The organism is Clostridium sp. UBA1056 (genome assembly GCA_002316385.1).
Taxonomy (GTDB): Bacteria; Bacillota; Clostridia; order Clostridiales; family Clostridiaceae; genus Clostridium_J.
In genome coordinates, this window is the sequence record DCDL01000059.1 from 15,480 (window position 1) to 35,216 (window position 19,737).

Sequence of the window (19,737 nt, forward strand, 5' to 3'; positions counted from 1 at the left end):
TTTAAATTTCCTTTTAAAGATTGTATCATCTTTAGATTAATAATTTCTATAAAAATATAATTACATTTTTATATTATATACGTTAATTATATCATATAGTAATTTATATTACTAAAAAAAGATATAGAGTAAATTAGTATTTACTCTATATCTTTTACGCAAAATTCTATTAAACCAGATTACTTTTATTATTATACATTTATTTTATAGATTCAATTAAAGCCTTAAATCCTGGTAGAGCATTTTCTATAGTACTGTATCCTACGCAATAAGCAATTCTAATATATCCTGGACAAGCAAAAGAAACTCCTGGCACAATTAAAATGTTATATTTTTTTGCCATGTTACAAAACTCAATATCATTTTCTATAGGTGACTTAACAAACAAATAGAAAGCACCTTCTGGCTTTATACAATCATATCCATAAGAGGTGAGCTCATTATAAAGTAATTCACGATTTTTATTATAAAAATCAACATTTACTTCATTATCTAAACATCTACTAATTACTCTTTGGAAAAGTGATGGTGCATTTACATAGCCTAAAATACGAGTTGCTACGTTAGCTGCTGATACAACGTTTTCAAAATCTGAAACTTCATTTGGAATAACTAAGTATCCAATTCTTTCTCCTGGTAATGAAAGAGATTTACTGTAAGAATACCCAATAATTGTATTTTCATAATACTTTGTTAGATATGGAACTTCAATGTTATCATATGCAAGCTCTCTATAAGGCTCATCTGAAATTAAATAAATATCGGTTCCTAATTCTTTTTGTTTCTCTTTTAAGATGTTAGCAAGATTTATAATAGTCTCTTCTGAGTAAACAACACCAGTAGGATTATTTGGCGAATTAACTATAACAGCCTTAGTTTTATCAGTAATTTTACTTTTGAATTCAGCTAAATTAGGTTGAAAATCCTTAGTATTTGGTGATACTACCACTAATTTTCCATCATAATTAGCTGCGTAGCTTCTATATTCACCAAAATGTGGTGCAAATACTACTACTTCATCACCTGGATTTAAAAGAGTTTTAAAAATTACATTTAAACCGCCTGCTGCTCCTACGGTCATAACTATGTTCTTTTCTGTAAAGTTTGTATCAAACTTTTTGTTTATTGACTTGGCAATGGCTTCTCTGACATCTTCATATCCTGAATTACTCATGTAACCATGAACCATAGTATTAGGTTCATCGTTTAGAATATCTATAATTGCCTCTTTTACAGTACTTGGTGGTTCAAGATTTGGATTTCCTAAACTGAAATCATAAACATTTTCTGCACCATAAATTGATGCAAGTTTTTTACCTTCTTCGAACATAGCTCTGATTAAAGAGCTACCTTTTACATAATCAACCATTTTTTCTGAAATCATGTCCCCATCTCCCCTATTTTTTATATTAGGTTAAACTATCTTCACCTATAATTCTAACTTCAGTGTGTAGTTCAACTTTAAATTTTTCATAAACTCTAGCTTTTACAACTTCAATAAGGTCTAAAACATCCTTTGCCGTTGCATTGCCTTTATTTATGATAAATCCTGAATGTTTTTCAGACACTTCAGCGTCTCCAACGCTATTGCCCTTTAATCCTGAATCTTGAATAAGCTTACCTGCAAAATATCCCTCTGGTCTCTTAAATGTACTTCCTGCTGATGCATATTCTAAAGGTTGCTTATTCCTTCTTCTCCCCGCTAGGTCGTCCATTCTTTCTTTGATTAGAGCCTTGTCACCATAAGACAACCTAGTTCTAGTTTCTAACACTATATATCCATATTTCAAAATCGCACTAATTCTATATCCAAATTCTAATTCTTCTTTGCTTAGCTCCCTAATGTTTCCCTCATTATCAATAACTGTGGCACTTTCAATTACTTTTGACATTTCTCCATCATAGGCACCTGCATTCATGGCAGTAGCTCCTCCAATAGACCCTGGTATCCCTGATGCAAACTCTAAACCCGTTAAACTATTCTTCAAAGCATAATCTGCAACTTCATTTAATTTAGCTCCACATTGTGCAGATACTAGATCTCCATCCACTACTACTTTATTTAAATGTCCTAATTTTATAACTACCCCTCTTATTCCTCCATCTCTTACTATGAGATTAGAACCATTTCCTAATATGAAATAATCTACTCTATTTTCTTTACATATACTAATCAAACTTTTAACCATTTCATAATTAGAAGGGTAAACTAATGCATCTGCTGGTCCACCTACTTTAAAAGAAGTATGATTCTTCATTGGTTCATCTATCTTTACATTTTCATTTCCTACTATATCTATAACATTTCTTATAAAACTATCCTTTAAATTCATTATATACCTCTTACTATATTATTATATATTAAGTATAAGATATTTACGCTATACATATCAACAGTTATTACATATTTCTTTTACTTTTAATCATACTATTCTATTAATCGTATAACATAATTATCTTCACTCAACATCTTCTTACCCATTAGTGGTAACTAACTGTTCTTCTTAAAATACTCCATTATACTTTCACTGGCTTTACCATCCATAGACGGTGTATCCATTAACTCTTCATAGGTAGCCTTCTTTATATTTTCAATACTACCAAATTTCTTTAAAAGTTCACGTCTTCTCTTTTCTCCTATTTTAGGTATCTCATCCAAAATAGAATATAAAGTGCGTTTATCTCTTAAGGTTCTATGATAAGTAATAGCAAATCTATGAACCTCATCCTGAATCCTAGTTACAAGTAACATAGCTTTAGATGATGGCTTTAGCAAAATGTCTTTATTATTATAAATAAGACCTCTTGTTCTATGCTTATCATCTTTTACCATCCCACATACAGGTATATTAATATTTAGCTCCCTTAATACTTGAAGAGCTATATTAATCTGTCCTTTTCCTCCATCCATCATAATCAAATCAGGAAAAATAGAAAATTTACTTGTATTGAAGTTCATATCATTATTATTTATTTTCTTTATCTCCTCTAACCCGTGAGTAAATCTTCTTGTTAATATTTCTCGCATAGAACCATAATCGTCAGCACCCTCTACAGTCTTTATCTTAAATCTTCTATAATCACTATTTTTAGCTACGCCATCTTGAAAAACTACCATAGTTCCTACAGAGTCCATCCCCATAATATTAGATATATCATAGGCTTCAATCCTATTAGGTATTTCATCTAATTCAAGTGCTTCTTGAATTTCAGATAGAGCTACATTATTAAGCTCCTTGTCTACTTTATGCTTAACTTTAAACATTTCAAGTGCATGGCTAGCATTTTTTTCTACCATATCAAGAGTCTTTCTCTTTTCTCCCTTATGCGGAATCCTTATAGTTACCTTATACTCTTTTTTTATAGTCAGCCATTGCTCTAAAATTTCAATTTCATCACAGTGGCTTACATATATGGTCTTAGGTATAAAAGCAGTTCCACCATAGAAGTTTTTAATAAATTCTTCTATGACATAGGCTGGTTCTTCCCCTCCTGTATTATCTAGTATGAAATCTTCTCTTCCAACAATTTTTCCATCTCTCAAGAAGAATATCTGAATACAACTATCCTTTTCATCTTGGGAAATACCTACAAAGTCTTCATTTTCAAAGTTATTACTAATAATCTTTTGCTTTTCATTTATCTTATCAATTGCTAATAACTTATCTCTTAAAGAAGCTGCTCTTTCAAAGTCTAAATTTTCCGCAGCTTCTTCCATTTCAGCTTTAAGCTTATTAGTAATCTTTGTATCTTTTCCTGTGAGTAAATCTACTACATCATTGATAATTCTTCCATATTCAGCTTTGGAAATTAATCCTTCGCAAGGTCCACTACATAACTTAATGTGATAGTTAAGACATACTCTTGTTTTAGGTCCATCCTCTTTTATAACTCTCCTACATGTTCTAAGTGGAAATACCTTTTTAATAAGTTCGTTTATGGTGTATACAGCACTTCCATCAGTATATGGTCCAAAATATCTAGATGAATCATTGCCATAATTTCTTGTAACTAATACCCTTGGAAATTCTTCATTAGTAATTTTTATAAAAGGAAAATACTTATCATCTTTTAGCAAAATATTATACTTAGGACTATATTTTTTAATTAAATTACATTCCAGTATTAAAGCCTCTACTTCTGAGTCTGTAACTATATACTCAAATTCGCTTATATTCTTAACCATAGCTCTAACTTTTTCGCTATGATTTTTAGAATTTTGAAAGTATTGCCTTACTCTATTTTTAAGATTTTTCGCTTTTCCTACATATATTACTTCTCTTAAAGAATTTCTCATTAAATAAACTCCAGGATTATCTGGAAGATTTTTTAGATGATACTCAAAATCGAACATTAAATCACCTCACTTCTTATCCAAAAGTTGCTTCATCTTTAGTATGATACTTCTATTTTTACTTCTCTATCTATTAATTAGCATCCATAATTTATCCTATATAAATTCATTCTAAAAGTTTCCGAATTAGTTTGTATTAAAATGGGTTTTCATAAGCTCCTTTGCCATAGCACTAGCATTAAAGCTATCATTTCCACCCTCTTCTGCAATTATAGCAAATGCTATTTCTGGTTCATCATAACCAGCAAAACCTATAAACCAAGTATGTGGTTCCTTATCTCCAGAGTCATGGTCTGCAGTTCCAGTCTTTCCTGATACTTGAACTCCCCATAATCCGGCTGCCTTACCAGTTCCTTCATTTACAACTGCTTTCATATATTCCTTTAATAAGGCTGCATTCTCAGGAGTTGTAACTGTAGCAGCTTCCTTTGGTTCATAGCTTTTAACTACTTTTCCTTCTGGATTTATGACTTCTTTTACTATATTAGGCTCCATCATTACACCATTATTAGCTATAGCGCTAGCCACCAGTGCCATTTCTATAGGACTTGCTAATACTCCACTTTGTCCTATACCACTTTGTGCTATATTTCCAACCTCGTCACTTTTATATTCTGGGAAAATGCTATTATCAATAGTAAGCGTTCTAGATGGAATATCCTTATTAAATAAAAATTTCTCAGCTGTTTCCTTTAATTTATTATTTCCAAGCTCCATGGCTAAAGTACCAAAGATCACATTACTAGATTTTAAAAAGGCTGTTCTAAGTCCTATAGACCCATTGGCATATCCCTTATAATTTTCCAGATATTCCGTTTCATTAAAGCTAATTTTTCCTTCATCATTAAAGGTTCTATCCGTTACCCCTCCTATGTTCTCTAGAGCACTTATTGCTGTAATTACTTTAAATGTCGATCCTGGTGGATAAAGTCCAGACACTGCTCTGTTTAGGAAAGGTGTATCCTCTTGTTGAGATAAAGTTTCAAAATCTTCTTGGATGTTATTAGCATCAAAACTTGGCTTCGATACCATAGCAAGAACCTCTCCAGTCTTAGGATCTAATGCTACTACTGAACCCTTTCTATTACCTAAAACCTCAAATGCTCTTTGTTGTAGCTTAGAATCCAATGTGGTAACTACATGATTTCCAACTTTATTCTGATCTTTCTTACTAGAGAAAATATCTTTTATAAGGTTTACTGATTGTCCTGAAAGTTCTTCATCAAATTTCTTTTCAATTCCACTAGATCCATATTTAACATCGTTATATCCTAATACATGCGAAAAAGCTGGACCTCCAATATATTGTCTTGTTTGAGAAAACTCTCCTGTTTTTTCACCTGTAGTTAAAGCATTCATATCTCTGTCGTAAATAGTTCCTCTTAGAATTCTATTTTTCTCTGCCTGATTTCTTTTATTATAAACACTATCTAATGCTGCCTCACTTTTAAATAATGCACTATAACTTATATAGGAGATCAGAGCAATAAATAATAACAAAAATACAATCATTACATGTTTTATGTTCTTTTGTAGATTATTCATAATTATTACTCTCCTCTGATATTTTTTGTATTATACCTAATGAAAGATAACTTATAAGCATAGAGCTTCCTCCATAACTAACAAAAGGTAAAGTTATTCCGGTAAGAGGTATGGCTCCAGTTACTCCTCCTATAATTACTAGAGTTTGAGACACTATCATAGTACTGTATCCCACAGCTAATAATCTTGAGAATTTATCTTTAGTATAAAGAGCAGCTCTTATACATCTATAGAACAATAAAAAATTTAAGATTATAATTGCAAAACCTATAAGTAATCCTAATTCCTCACAAATAGCTGCAAATATGAAGTCCGATTCAACTACTGGAATGTATCCTGGATATCCATTTCCAAGGCCTACTCCAAAGAAACCTCCATTAGCTATAGCTATAAGAGATTGAACAAGCTGCAAGCCTTCATCATACCCATATTTCCATGGATTTTTCCATATCCTTACCCTTACCCTAACGTGATTGAATAAGAAGTATCCTACTACACCTCCAACTACAAATAAAAGTAAAGCTATTATTACATATTTTTTATTTGATGTGGCAATATAAAGCATAGTAAGAGCTATCGCAAAGAAAATTAAAGCTGATCCTAAATCCGTTTGGGCTAGCATAAATAACAATGATATCATCATTACCATGGCAGGCTCTATTAAACTTATGTATTCATATGAACTTTCTTTTCTAAATCCTATTCTCTTTCCTATCTTAATCCAAAACTTCGAGGGTTTCCCATAATCTTTTAACGCTGAAGCTAGATAAGCTACTAAAGCAATTTTACCGAACTCAGATGGTTGAAATCCAAATCCAAAAAAATTTACCCAGTTTTTAGCTCCAAATTGTTCTCTTCCAAAAAAAGTACCCATGGACATAAATATTAATGTGATTATAAGATATAAATACTTATACTTGCTAAACCTTTTTAAATCTGGAAGTATTACAACTACTAATATAAACATTGTAATACCTAAAGCAAAAAATATAATTTGCTTAGCTGTTAAAAAGTTTCTAGTTCCTTCAGCTATGTAGCTTCCCCCTGATATAGGTAAGTCCAACCTATATATCATTGCAATACCTATGACCGCAAGAATATTAGAAAATAGTAATATAAATTTATCTCCATCTGGATAAAACCTTCTTATTACAAAGTGAGAATAACATAATAACCCACATATTATTGCTCCTATAAATATCGCACCCTTATCAATGGTTGGAGTTAGAATTGCTACATTAAAAAACAGCACCATTACAAGCAAATAAGTAAACCTAAGCACTCTTTTCTCTTGTTTTATACTCTTCATACCTGCCTCCTTATAATTACATAAATTTAAAGGTAGCAGTTCCCACCTTTATTACATCCCCTGATTTTAATATAAGGGAATTCTTTATTCTAACATCATTGACCTTAGTACCATTAGTACTCTCTAAATCTTCTAAGACATATTCATTATTCCTTTTAAATATTTTAACGTGATGAGAAGAAACATACTTATCATCCAAGATTACTGTATTATCACTTTTTCTTCCCATAGTCAAATTATCTACTATTGGCAGTATTCCTCCATTTTTTAAATTTGTATTTTCGCCAGCTACTACGATTTCTAATCCAGAAGTAGCTTTTCTAGCTTTATTTCCTCTTTTTCCCACTGATTTAGTATCTGTACTCATTATTTTCAAAGCATAAATTATAATAAAATAAACTATAGCTATTATTCCTAAATTCAATCCGAATTTTAAAATATTCATAAGCAAAACTCCTTTATACATATATAACATAACTAGCATCAATATAAAACATGATGCTAGTTATAAATAATTATATCATCTTTTTTAAATACTGTCCTGTATATGACTTAGAACATTTAATTACTTCTCTTGGATTTCCTTTAACTATAATAGTTCCGCCTTTGTCGCCACCTTCTGGTCCTAAATCAACAATATAATCTGAACACTTTATAACATCTAAATTATGTTCAATTACTATAACAGTATTTCCTCCGTCTACAAGTCTTTGAAGAATCTTTATAAGTTTACTAACATCATCTATGTGTAATCCTGTAGTAGGTTCATCTAATATATATAAAGTTTTCCCTGTACTTCTTTTAGATAATTCATATGCAAGCTTTATTCTTTGAGCCTCTCCTCCTGATAATGTAGTTGATGGTTGCCCTAATCTTATATAGGATAATCCAACATCCATAAGAGTCTGAAGCTTACTGCTTATACGCGGTATATTTTCAAAGAAAGCAAGGCCTTCTTCTACGGTCATATTTAAAACATCTGCAATAGTCTTTCCTTTATATTTAACTTCTAGTGTTTCTCTATTGTATCTCTTACCTTTGCAAACTTCACATTCCACATATACATCAGATAGGAATTGCATTTCTATCTTTATTATTCCATCACCCTTACAAGCTTCACATCTTCCCCCTTTAACATTAAAGCTGAAACGTCCTTGTTTATACCCTCTACTCTTTGCTTCTGGAACCATAGAAAAAATTTCCCTTATTAAATCAAATACTCCTGTATAGGTAGCAGGATTACTTCTTGGAGTTCTTCCTATAGGACTTTGATCTATATTTATAATTTTATCAATCTGATCTACCCCTATAATTTCATCATGCTTTCCCGGTAACTTCTTAGAGTTATTTAACTTTCTATTTAACCCCTTATATAAAACTTGATTAATTAATGTACTTTTTCCTGATCCAGAAACTCCTGTTACAGATGTAAATAGTCCTAACGGAAAATCAACAGTTACATTTTTTAAATTATTTTCATTTGCCCCTTTTACTCTTATAATCCTATTTTTATCCATAGTTCTAAATTTTTTAGGAACCTCTATAGTTTTACGACCACTTAAGTATTGTCCTGTAATGGATTCTTTACATTTCATTACTTGATTTACTGTACCTGCAGCTACAATTTTACCTCCATGCTCTCCTGCTCCTGGCCCTATATCTACTAAATAATCTGCCTCTCTCATTGTATCTTCGTCATGTTCAACTACAACTAAAGTGTTTCCTATGTTTCTAAGATGCTTTAAGGTCTTTATTAATTTATCATTATCTCTTTGATGTAGTCCAATACTTGGCTCATCTAAAATATATAAAACCCCCATTAAGCTAGATCCAATCTGAGTAGCTAATCTAATTCTTTGAGCTTCTCCTCCTGATAAGGTACCAGCTGCTCTACTTAAGTTAAGATAGCTAAGTCCCACATCCTTTAAAAAACTAAGTCTACTATTAACTTCCTTCAATACCTGAGCTGCTACAATTTCATCCTTCTGTGATAATTTTAAACTATCTACAAAATCAAGTTCTTCAAGAATAGGCATATTGCAGAACTCGCTTATATTTTTACCACCTACAGTAACAGATAGAGCTTCTTTAGATAATCTTCTTCCTTTACACTTTGGACAAGGATTATCACTCATGTACTCTTCTACTTCTCTTTTTATGTAATCTGAGTTGGTTTCCATATATCTTCTTTTTAAATTATTTATTATACCTTCATAAGCATAATTATAGACTCCAGTTTTAAATTCCTTTGTATACTCTATTCTTAGCTTTTCTCCATTTGTTCCATACAAAATAGCATTTAAGTTTTCTTCTGACAATTTTTCTATAGGGGTATCTAATGTAAATCCTCCTCTTTTAGCAAGAGCTTCCAATATAGCGCGAGTCCAAGAGTCATCCTTTAGACTTCCATCACCTAAAGTTAAAATAGCTCCTTCTAATATGGATTTACTTTTGTCCGGAATTATTAGATCTTCATCTATTTCCATCAAAGTTCCAAGTCCATCACATTCATCGCACTTTCCAAAAGGAGAGTTGAATGAAAACATTCTAGGCTCAATTTCTCCAATACTAATTCCACAATCTACACATGAAAATTTTTCACTTAGAAGTATATCATCGCCATCAATAACATTTAAAATCGCTATACCTTCACCTAGTTTTAGAGCCGATTCTAGGGAATCAGTAAGCCTTGATTCAATTCCATCTTTAATAACTATTCTATCTATTACTATTTCAATAGTATGTTTTTTATTCTTCTCTAACTTAATATCTTCATCTTCTAAATCTATAAGATCACCATCAATTCTAGCTCTTACATAACCATTCTTTTTTATATTCTCAAGAATTTTTACATGCTCGCCTTTTTTCCCTGTAACTATTGGTGCTAAGATTTGAATTTTTGTTCTTTCTGGTAAAGTCATAGCTTGGTCTACCATTTGATCTAAAGTCTGCTGAGTAATCTCTTTACCACATTTAGGACAGTGTGGTACTCCTATCTTTGCATAAAGTAATCTCAGGTAGTCATAAATTTCAGTAACTGTTCCTACTGTTGACCTTGGGTTTCTGCTTGTAGTCTTTTGATCAATAGATATAGCTGGTGATAGACCTTCTATGTACTCTACATCCGGCTTATTCATTTGTCCTAAAAACTGCCTTGCATAAGCAGAAAGAGACTCCACATATCTTCTTTGCCCTTCTGCATAAAGTGTGTCAAAAGCTAAAGAAGATTTTCCTGACCCTGAAAGTCCAGTGAAAACAACAAATTTATCCCTTGGTATTTCTAAATCTACATTTTTAAGGTTATGTACCTTTGCACCTTTAATATAAATACTATTTCTCATAGGATTCTCCTTTACAAATTAAAATCTCTCTTCATACGCTCTATCTCATCTCTTAAAACTGCTGCTCTTTCAAATTGTAAGTCCTTAGCTGCTTCTTTCATTTCTTTCTCTAATTTAGAAATATGCTTAGCTAATTCCTTCTTATCTAAGAGCAAGTCACTACTTGCTTCACTAGTGTATGTGGCTTTTTCCTCCGCTACTGTAGAAATTTCTATAACTTCTCTTATTTCCTTAATTATGGTCTTAGGAACCATGTTATGCTCCTCATTATATGCTTTCTGGATACTTCTTCTTCTATTTGTCTCATTTATAGTTCTTTCCATAGAATTAGTCATCTTGTCAGCATACATTATTACTTTGCTTTCTGAATTTCTTGCAGCTCTACCTACAGTCTGAATTAAGGATGTTTCACTTCTTAAGAATCCTTCCTTATCTGCATCTAATATAGCAACTAGAGCTACTTCTGGAATATCTAATCCTTCCCTTAAAAGGTTTATCCCAACTAATACATCGAAATCTCCCTTACGAAGTTCCTGTATAATTTTCATTCTTTCCATGGTATCTATATCAGAATGTAAGTAAGTAGTTTTTACTCCTAACTCCTTTAAGTATTTAGTTAAATCCTCTGCCATTTTCTTTGTAAGAGTTGTAACTAATGTTCTAAATCCTTTTTCTGTAGTTCTATTAATTTCGCCATATAAGTCATCTATTTGCCCCTTTACTGGCTTTATTATAATTTCAGGATCTAATAATCCAGTTGGTCTTATTATTTGCTCTGCTGTATTCTCCGAATACTCTTTTTCATAAGAGCTAGGAGTAGCACTCACAAATAATACTTGGTTTAGTTTTCCTTCAAACTCTTCAAATTTAAGTGGTCTATTATCATAAGCTGACGGAAGCCTGAATCCGTATTCTACTAACGATGTTTTTCTAGATTTATCGCCTCCATACATAGCCTTAATTTGTGGCAATGTAACATGGCTCTCATCTATAAAGAACAAAAAGTCATCTGGAAAATAGTCAATAAGAGTTTGAGGTGGTGTTCCTTTTGCTCTTCCATCTAATATTCTAGAATAATTTTCTATTCCTGTACAGTAACCAACTTCTCTCATCATTTCTATATCAAAATTTGTTCGTTGTTTTAATCTTTGAGCTTCTAACAGCTTATCTTCAGCCTTTAATTCCTTTAGTCTCTCTTCCAATTCAAATTCAATCTGAGAAATAGATCTTTCTAAGTTTTCTTTTGATGTAGCAAAGTGAGATGCTGGGAATATAGATACATGTTTTCTTCCACCAATTATATTCCCTGTAAGCACATCAAACTCACGTATTCTATCTATCTCATCTCCAAAGAATTCAACTTTTATCCCTTTATTAGTTGATGATGCTGGAAATATATCTAGCACATCTCCTCGAACTCTAAAAGTTCCTCTTACAAAATTAATATCGTTTCTTTCATATTGAATATCTACTAATTGGCTGATAACACTATTTCTATCTTTAATCATACCTTCTCTTAAAGATACAGTAAGCTTTTTATAATCCTCTGGATTACCTAGCCCATATATACATGATACAGAAGCTACAACTATAACATCTCGTCTTTCTATCAAAGCTGAGGTAGCTGAGTGACGTAATTTTTCTATCTCCTCATTTATTGATGCATCCTTTTCTATATATGTATCAGTTTGAGCTACATATGCTTCTGGTTGATAGTAATCGTAGTAGGATACAAAATATTCTACAGCATTCTCAGGAAAAAACTCTTTAAATTCAGAGCACAATTGTGCTGCTAAAGTTTTATTATGGGCAAGAATTAACGTCGGTCTTTGAACTCTCTCTATAATATTGGCCATAGTAAATGTCTTTCCTGATCCTGTTACTCCAAGTAAGGTTTGATATTTTTTATCTTCAAACATTCCTTGAACTATACTATCTATAGCCTCCGGTTGATCTCCTGTTGGCTTAAATTTTGAATGAATCTTAAACTGACCCATGATACATCACCTCACCTTATAAAAATTACTCTTTATCGTTACTATCCTTCTTTTCCTTAATTTTATTTAATACATCTGAAAAACTAGAGTTATCCGATCTTGTTACAGTAGCCTGCTTAGGAACTTCTCTCGGTACAATAACAATACCTAGTTTTTCTTTGCTATTGAGAACTTTACCTTCCAACTCTTCTATATTACCATTTTCTCTTCTTACTTTCATATTTATGATACTTGGAAGAGTTTCTAATATATTGAATATAATTTCATCCTTATATAATTTCATATTATTTATTTCTAGTATCAAATCTCCCATTTTAATTCCCATACCTTTAGCTATAGAATCAGATGCCACATCAAGAACGCATACACCTTCTTCATTACTCACATATTTTATTTTTCCTTTTTTCTCTGATAGTCGATCAATGTATAGCATATACTCATGTAGAGCAGGCATTAATATAAGAATTATTACATCTAGAACTTTATTTATATCTCCTAAGAAAGATAATAAAATTAATACAATACCATATCCTAGAATAAGTAATCCTGAAAACACAGGCTTACTTTTTTTACTTTTTGTAAATGTCACTGTAGAGTAATTAACCCCTGCAAAAATTGGTAGTGCACCTATAACCATAGTAGCAAAAAGTAGAGTATTCTTGCTATGCTTAATAATTGGCCACCACTCTGGAGTTGTTACACTTCCTCCCATAGTCGTGTTTGCGCTAGTAGCCTGTACCATTAGCAATATTATCATCGGAAGTATCCACTGTCTTCTATATGCAAATCCACCTATAATTTTTTTATCTCTTGATCCAAATACGGGTATAGCGCCACTTCTACCATCAAAGATTACTAATAATCCTTCAACAATATGCATTACTGCAATTAACACTAATAAATTAGTTATATCCATTTTTATAACATTTAAACTTGGATTACCCATAATTAATGATACGAAATACAGTAGTATAGATATTAGTCCTAAAATGGCCCCAGAATATGAAAGACAAACTAACTTGGGACTAAAGAACATTAGTGCTACTGATAAAATAAATATTAAGAATATGTTTGAAGTCTCATAAAAAGCAATTCCTAAAAATGTAAGAATCAAACTAGCTACTACGCCTCCTAATATCCCCATAACTATTTGTGATATAGTCAGTTCAAAGGCAGAAGATGAACTTTTACCCATAATTAATCTTTCCATTACTGTAGTTTTTTTATTTTTCATATAGAATACAACAGCCATCATTACCAATATGAATGCATAAGACGGTTCCACAATAGCATATGATACCTGCTGCAAAGTATACTTTAAAAGTTCCATTCTTTTTCTCCTTTTCATTATGTAACAAAAAGTAAATATACATAACTTAAATTAAGTATCTATTTATTATAATAGATACTTAATTTAAAATCATCATTTATCTACTTTAAACTATAAAATTAGTTTTTAATTGCTTCTATGCATTAACTTATTTTAACTTATTGTTTACTATAATAAAAAACATCTACCTTCATTATAGTACCCTATATTTAATTACTTAATCTTTTCTTTTGCAACTTCTAAAGCTTTCCCAAATTGAGGGTCTACTGATTTATCATAGGTTTTTCCTCTTAACTCCTCTGGATATTCTACTGCAATATCTGGCTCTATACCTATGCCATGGATATTTTGACCATTCGGAGTATAATATTTAGAAATAGTGACTTTTAATGCTGTTCCATCACTGAATCCATCCCTTTCTCTATAGAAAGTTGTTTGAACAACACCTTTTCCAAAGGTTTTAGTACCTACTAAAGTTCCCAGTTTATAATCCTTTATAGCGCCTGTAAATATCTCTGAAGCACTAGCACTACCTCCATTTATTAATACAGTAAGTGGTAAACCTTCTGCAATTCCTCCTATAGAATCATAATCCTTTCTATTTCCATACTTATCTTCTGTGTAAACTATATTCTTACTTTTAGGAATAAATTGTGAACACATATTTACAGTTTGATCTAGCAACCCACCTGGATTATCTCTTAAATCTACTATTAAGCTCTTCATTCCTTGTGATTTTAAATCTTTAATAGCATTTTGAAAGTTACTAGATGTATTTTCATCAAACATAGTAACTTGAATATATCCAACCTGACTATCAATCATTTCTTTCTTAACAGTTACCATTTCTATCTCGTCTCTTACAGCTTTAACGTCAAAAGATCCTTTCTTTTCTCGAGATAAAGTAAGCTCTACAGCTTCTCCTTTCTCTCCTTTCATAGTTGCTACAGCTTTTTCTAAATCTTTACCTTCAACCTTTGTGCCATTCACACTCTCAATAACATCTCCTGAAAGTATTCCTGCTTTCTCTGCTGGTGAGTTCTCAAAAGTAGCTACAACAACTATCTTATCATCTTTAACACCAACTTGTATTCCTAAACCTACATAATTCCCTTCTGTTTGAGAATAGAAATCCTTAAATTCTTCTGCATTCATGTATGTTGTATACGGGTCTCCTAGGGCTTCTGTCATTCCCGCAGCTGCTCCATCTACAAGTTTATTAATATCAATTTCCCCCAGATAATACTTTTCTAACTTATCTTTTATAGTATATAACTTCTCAAAATCTATTATATTTTCATAAGTATTTCTACTAACTAAAACTTTACCATTGGGCAAACTAAATGATATATAATTAGCCAGTACTAAAGTTATTAAATTTGTGACTACTACAAGAGCCACTATGCCGGTTATTCGTTTCCATTTACTTTTCTTTTTATCCATAAAATCACCCTCTCATTCTCTTACATCTATTATTTCTTTTCAGCCCCTATAATAATACTATGTAATTTAAACTATTTTATTAATTTTTCTACAAACCCAATATATTATATTATACACAAATGAGACTAAGAAATAAATTCTTAGTCTCATTTGTTCTTTATAATTTAAACTTTTAAGAACTTTCTCATTGATAATATACTTCCAATAGCTCCTATGAAAACTCCACATCCCGATAATTCCCAGATAACTACCTTCCATATATAAGAAATCTCTACTAAATTAAATCCCAATAATGCATCTGTACTTAAGTTGCTAATCATAATCGCATATATAGTACCTAGTGCTAACACTGATATGAATGCCCCAATTATACCAAGAACTACACCTTCTATTATAAATGGCCATCTAATAAACCAATCAGTAGCTCCTACATATTTCATTATCCCGATTTCTCTTTTTCTCGTAAACACTGTAATCTTTATAGTGTTTCCTATTAAGAATAAAGATATCATAATAAAAACTACAAAAGCTACAATAGCAGCTATTTTAACTGAATCTGTAATTTTAGTAATTTTACTAATTAGAGCTCTAGCATCTTTTATCTCTTCAATTCCTGACATATCCTTAACACTACTTACTACTTCATCTACCACTGGTGGCTCTTTAACATTTACCGTAAATGAAGCCGGGAATGGATTTCTCTCTTCAAATCCAGAAGATAACTGACCTGATTCGTCATTCAGCTGTTTCTGTACATCCTTTAAAGCCTCTTCTTTACTTTGGAAGGTTATTGTGTTAATGCCTTCCACTGCTTTTATTTTACCTTCTATAGCATTTTTATCATTATCACTTATATTATCTTTTAAATAAATTTTTGCCTCAACCATAGACCCTAGTTGAGTAACTACTTTGTCTACATTGGCAATCCCTAGTGTTATAACTCCTAAAATAAAAAGGGTAGCTGTTACTGTAGCTATGGATGATATACTTAAAGTTTTATTTCTTTTTATACTTTTAAATGCTTCCTTTATCGAATATTTAAGAGAATCAAATTTCATAACCATATTTCCCCCTTTCCTCATCTCTCGCAATAACACCTTTTTCAATAGCTATAACTCTCTTTTTCATAGAGTCAACTATATCTTTTGCATGAGTTGCCATTACAATTGTAGTTCCAGCTCTACTAATATCACTTAAAATATCCATAATCTCTAATGAAGTTTCAGGATCTAAGTTTCCTGTTGGCTCATCAGCAATAAGTAATGATGGACTATTTACTATAGCTCTAGCTATAGATACCCTTTGCTGTTCCCCACCTGACAATTCTGTTGGAAGAGCATCTCTCTTTTTAGATAATCCTACCATTGATAGCACTGCTGGCACTTTCTTTTGTATATCTTTTTCACTTGTTCCTATAACTCTTAATGCAAAAGCCACATTTTCAAACACATTCAAAGTTTGTATTAATCTAAAGTCTTGAAATACTACTCCAATTTTCCTTCTATAATAAGGTACTTCTCTTCTTGTTAATTTTGTTAGGTCTGATCCTGCAACCATAACCGAACCTGCTGTTGGATCAACTTCTTTTAATAACATTTTTATAAATGTAGATTTTCCTGCTCCACTTGGGCCTACTAAGAAAACAAATTCACCTTGGCCGATATGTACGTTTAAATTAGATAAAGCTAGTACATTATTATTATAAACCTTAGTAACATTTTTAAAATCTATCATAATTATTAACTCTCCTCGACTTTTTACTTTATATCTGTGTATATTATAACATAAAAATAAAAAAATCAAGTCCTACAAAAATTAAAAAATAATAAATTATTACTTATTTCTATAAAAAAAGATGAAAATACACAGATAATTTCCCACAATTAATTATATATGTATTTTTTTACATGTATAATTTATAAATTATTATGTCATATATGAAAAAATATAATATTAAAAATGAAGAAGTACAGAATATAGTTCCTACTAAGCCAAATTTATCAAGATATTTTCTCCAAGTTTTTTCATAATTTAAAGGTCTTAATAATTTTGTAGGCTGTAGAAATCCTAATGCTGATATAAATAAACCAGCACAAGAAAATATAATTCCTATATTTCTTATTCCCATAAGTATTGGTAAAAATTCTATAGCTTTTCCTTTAATTAATAAATATGTAAAACTAATAACTGCACCCAAAACTATAGGTATAATGGCTAACTTTAAAGACAGTTTAAAACAAAAAAACACATCGCCCATATACCCTTTAACACCTTGCTTCATTTACGATTCTCTCCTTAGTAAATAGAATTTTCGAATTATTATGTTTATAAATTATATCACAGGTTTTTAAAAAAAGAAACCTAAGATAAGTCCTAGATTTCTTTCCTCTATAAATTTTATTATTTTATTTCATGCTAATTCCAGTTTTAACTGCTTTAACTATATCTGTTGCTGTTAATCCATAAGCCTTTAATAACTCTGCAGGCTTACCACTTTCACCAAATGTATCCTTTATTCCAACTCTTAAAACTGTAGCTGGAGAATTTGTAGTTACAACCTCTGCTACTGCTGAACCAAGTCCACCTATAACGCTATGTTCCTCAGCCGTAACTATAAGTTTTGTTTCCCTTGCAGCCTTTGTTATTAATTCTTCATCTATAGGTTTTATAGTATGGATGTTAATAACTCTAACTCTTATACCTTCCTCAGCCAAGATATTATAGGCTTCTAACGCTGCTTCTACCATAATACCAGTTGCAATTATAGTAGCATCTTTTCCATCTCTTAAAGTTACACCCTTACCTATTTCAAATTTATAATCCTCATTATCATTTATTATAGGTACTGCACTTCTACCAAGTCTTACATAACAAGGCCCCTCATATTTTGATATAGCTTCTATTGCTGCTTCAACTTCAATTCCATCACTTGGACTAATTACTACCATATTAGGTATACTTCTCATTAATGAAATATCTTCTACAGATTGATGCGAAGCCCCATCTTCTCCTACCGTTAAACCAGCGTGAGTAGCACATACTTTTACATTTAATTTAGGGTAGCATATAGAATTTCTTATTTGCTCAAAAGCTCTTCCTGTAGCAAATATAGCAAAAGTGGATGCAAAAGGTATTTTACCGCAAGCTGCCATTCCTGCTGCCACAGTCATCATATTTCCTTCTGCAATACCCATATTAATAAACCTTTCTGGGCATACAGCTTTAAAATCAGCAGTTTTTGTAGACTTAGATAAGTCTGCATCAAGAACTACAATATTTTCATTTTCTTTACCAATTCTTGCTAATGCTTTTCCATAGGCTTCTCTAGTTGCAACACTCTTCATTATTCTTCTCCCCCAATCTCTTTTAATGCCATTTCACATTGTTCTTTGCTTGGAGCTGAACCATGCCAACTTGCTTGATTTTCCATAAAGGATACACCTTTTCCTTTAATAGTTTTACAAACTATCATTGTAGGCTTATCTTTTACTTGCTTTCCAGCTTCTATGGCATCTTTTATCTTAACTAAATCATGACCATCCTCTAAATAAATTACATTCCATCCAAAAGCTACAAACTTATCAGCTATTGGATTTGGATTCATAACTTTATCAATATCTCCATCTATTTGAAGTCCATTATAATCTACAAAGGCTGTTAAATTATCTAGTTTATAGTGAGCTGCACACATAGAAGCTTCCCAAACTTGACCTTCTTCTAACTCGCCATCTCCAAGTAGTGTATACACTCTATATGAACTATTGTCAAGCTTACCTGCTAATGCCATACCTACAGCCGCTGAAATACCTTGACCTAGTGAACCAGTAGACATATCTACACCTGGTATATAATTCATGTTTGGATGGCCTTGTAGCATTGCTCCAGTTTTTCTCAATTTCATAAGCTCTTCTTTATTAAAGAATCCTTTTTCAGCAAGAGCTGCATATAAAACTGGTGCTGCATGACCTTTTGATAGTACAAATCTATCTCTATTAGGATCCTTAGGATCTTCTACGTTAATATTCATCTCACTAAAATATAACGTTGTAATAATTTCTACAGCTGATAGGGAACCACCTGGATGACCAGATGCTGACTCTGTTACCATCTTAACAATATCTTTTCTTAAAACTTTCGCTATATTTTCTAATGATGCTAATGACTTTTCCATTACTTATCCCTCCCTGATTTTCTTCTAAACTCATTATATCAATAATTCATTTATTCTCAACTATTTAGATGAAATTTTCCTTGTACACATACATTTTATCACAAAAGTTACATGCTAACTTTATTTATATTATATATAAATAAATACATTAACAAATTAATAAAATATATTATTCCCCTTATACTTTAATTAAATACTAATACCCTACAATATTTATGAAGGCACTCCAATTCTTACATGTTAGATA

15 protein-coding genes are annotated in these 19,737 nt (G+C 31.3%); all 15 read right to left on the reverse strand.

Features of this window, described 5'->3' with window-relative positions; translation table 11 throughout:
* Positions 1-199: 199 nt before the first annotated feature.
* Entirely contained in the window at positions 200-1,384 is a 1,185-nt protein-coding gene (locus B3W71_RS16090; RefSeq protein WP_346889963.1) for a pyridoxal phosphate-dependent aminotransferase, read from the reverse strand.
* 25 nt (positions 1,385-1,409) lie between these two features.
* Positions 1,410-2,333, reverse strand: coding sequence for a UDP-N-acetylmuramate dehydrogenase (gene murB / locus B3W71_RS16095; protein ID WP_346889964.1), 924 nt, complete (start codon positions 2,331-2,333; stop codon positions 1,410-1,412).
* Between the two features lie 158 nt (positions 2,334-2,491).
* Positions 2,492-4,354 carry an excinuclease ABC subunit UvrC gene (gene uvrC / locus B3W71_RS16100; protein WP_346889965.1) on the reverse strand — a complete coding sequence of 621 codons (1,863 nt, stop codon included), beginning with the start codon at positions 4,352-4,354 and terminating at the stop codon, positions 2,492-2,494.
* Between the two features lie 126 nt (positions 4,355-4,480).
* Positions 4,481-5,899 carry a peptidoglycan D,D-transpeptidase FtsI family protein gene (locus B3W71_RS16105; RefSeq protein WP_346889966.1) on the reverse strand — a complete coding sequence of 473 codons (1,419 nt, stop codon included), beginning with the start codon at positions 5,897-5,899 and terminating at the stop codon, positions 4,481-4,483.
* A complete protein-coding gene (locus B3W71_RS16110) occupies positions 5,892-7,208 on the reverse strand; it encodes an FtsW/RodA/SpoVE family cell cycle protein (protein ID WP_346889967.1) in 1,317 nt (438 codons plus the stop codon). The genes B3W71_RS16105 and B3W71_RS16110 overlap by 8 nt, the downstream gene beginning before the upstream one ends.
* A 16-nt stretch (positions 7,209-7,224) precedes the next feature.
* A complete protein-coding gene (locus tag B3W71_RS16115) occupies positions 7,225-7,653 on the reverse strand; it encodes an FHA domain-containing protein (protein ID WP_346889968.1) in 429 nt (142 codons plus the stop codon).
* Between the two features lie 70 nt (positions 7,654-7,723).
* Positions 7,724-10,549, reverse strand: coding sequence for an excinuclease ABC subunit UvrA (gene uvrA, locus B3W71_RS16120; protein WP_346889969.1), 2,826 nt, complete (start codon positions 10,547-10,549; stop codon positions 7,724-7,726).
* Positions 10,550-10,560: 11 nt separating this feature from the next.
* Positions 10,561-12,546, reverse strand: coding sequence for an excinuclease ABC subunit UvrB (gene uvrB, locus B3W71_RS16125; RefSeq protein ID WP_346889970.1), 1,986 nt, complete (start codon positions 12,544-12,546; stop codon positions 10,561-10,563).
* A gap of 25 nt (positions 12,547-12,571) precedes the next feature.
* On the reverse strand, positions 12,572-13,876 hold the full coding sequence (locus tag B3W71_RS16130; protein ID WP_346889971.1) for a hypothetical protein: 1,305 nt from the start codon (positions 13,874-13,876) through the stop codon (positions 12,572-12,574).
* Positions 13,877-14,089: 213 nt separating this feature from the next.
* On the reverse strand, positions 14,090-15,319 hold the full coding sequence (locus B3W71_RS16135; protein ID WP_346889972.1) for a S41 family peptidase: 1,230 nt from the start codon (positions 15,317-15,319) through the stop codon (positions 14,090-14,092).
* Between the two features lie 164 nt (positions 15,320-15,483).
* Positions 15,484-16,377: a permease-like cell division protein FtsX gene (gene ftsX, locus B3W71_RS16140; RefSeq protein ID WP_346889973.1), complete on the reverse strand. Its 894-nt coding sequence runs from the start codon at positions 16,375-16,377 to the stop codon at positions 15,484-15,486.
* Positions 16,367-17,053: a cell division ATP-binding protein FtsE gene (ftsE, locus tag B3W71_RS16145; protein WP_346889974.1), complete on the reverse strand. Its 687-nt coding sequence runs from the start codon at positions 17,051-17,053 to the stop codon at positions 16,367-16,369. Before ftsE ends, ftsX begins: the two co-directional genes overlap by 11 nt.
* Positions 17,054-17,222: 169 nt before the next feature.
* The gene (locus B3W71_RS16150) at positions 17,223-17,600 is read right to left on the reverse strand and encodes a hypothetical protein (protein ID WP_346889975.1); all 378 of its coding nucleotides are present in this window, start codon (positions 17,598-17,600) and stop codon (positions 17,223-17,225) included.
* A gap of 124 nt (positions 17,601-17,724) precedes the next feature.
* Complete coding sequence (locus tag B3W71_RS16155) at positions 17,725-18,663, reverse strand: transketolase family protein (RefSeq protein ID WP_414632043.1); 939 nt, start codon at positions 18,661-18,663, stop codon at positions 17,725-17,727.
* Positions 18,663-19,490, reverse strand: coding sequence for a transketolase (locus B3W71_RS16160; RefSeq protein ID WP_346889976.1), 828 nt, complete (start codon positions 19,488-19,490; stop codon positions 18,663-18,665). Before B3W71_RS16160 ends, B3W71_RS16155 begins: the two co-directional genes overlap by 1 nt.
* Positions 19,491-19,737 lie beyond the last annotated feature (247 nt).

Bases quoted from the DNA above. Each gene is read 5' to 3' on its own strand.
- B3W71_RS16090 (WP_346889963.1), bottom strand. From the start codon at position 1,384: ATGATTTCAGAAAAAATGGTTGATTATGTAAAAGGTAGCTCTTTAATC.
- murB (WP_346889964.1), bottom strand. From the start codon at position 2,333: ATGAATTTAAAGGATAGTTTTATAAGAAATGTTATAGATATAGTAGGA.
- uvrC (WP_346889965.1), bottom strand. From the start codon at position 4,354: ATGTTCGATTTTGAGTATCATCTAAAAAATCTTCCAGATAATCCTGGA.
- B3W71_RS16105 (WP_346889966.1), bottom strand. From the start codon at position 5,899: ATGAATAATCTACAAAAGAACATAAAACATGTAATGATTGTATTTTTG.
- B3W71_RS16110 (WP_346889967.1), bottom strand. From the start codon at position 7,208: ATGAAGAGTATAAAACAAGAGAAAAGAGTGCTTAGGTTTACTTATTTG.
- B3W71_RS16115 (WP_346889968.1), bottom strand. From the start codon at position 7,653: ATGAATATTTTAAAATTCGGATTGAATTTAGGAATAATAGCTATAGTT.
- uvrA (WP_346889969.1), bottom strand. From the start codon at position 10,549: ATGAGAAATAGTATTTATATTAAAGGTGCAAAGGTACATAACCTTAAA.
- uvrB (WP_346889970.1), bottom strand. From the start codon at position 12,546: ATGGGTCAGTTTAAGATTCATTCAAAATTTAAGCCAACAGGAGATCAA.
- B3W71_RS16130 (WP_346889971.1), bottom strand. From the start codon at position 13,876: ATGGAACTTTTAAAGTATACTTTGCAGCAGGTATCATATGCTATTGTG.
- B3W71_RS16135 (WP_346889972.1), bottom strand. From the start codon at position 15,319: ATGGATAAAAAGAAAAGTAAATGGAAACGAATAACCGGCATAGTGGCT.
- ftsX (WP_346889973.1), bottom strand. From the start codon at position 16,377: ATGAAATTTGATTCTCTTAAATATTCGATAAAGGAAGCATTTAAAAGT.
- ftsE (WP_346889974.1), bottom strand. From the start codon at position 17,053: ATGATAGATTTTAAAAATGTTACTAAGGTTTATAATAATAATGTACTA.
- B3W71_RS16150 (WP_346889975.1), bottom strand. From the start codon at position 17,600: ATGAAGCAAGGTGTTAAAGGGTATATGGGCGATGTGTTTTTTTGTTTT.
- B3W71_RS16155 (WP_414632043.1), bottom strand. From the start codon at position 18,663: ATGAAGAGTGTTGCAACTAGAGAAGCCTATGGAAAAGCATTAGCAAGA.
- B3W71_RS16160 (WP_346889976.1), bottom strand. From the start codon at position 19,490: ATGGAAAAGTCATTAGCATCATTAGAAAATATAGCGAAAGTTTTAAGA.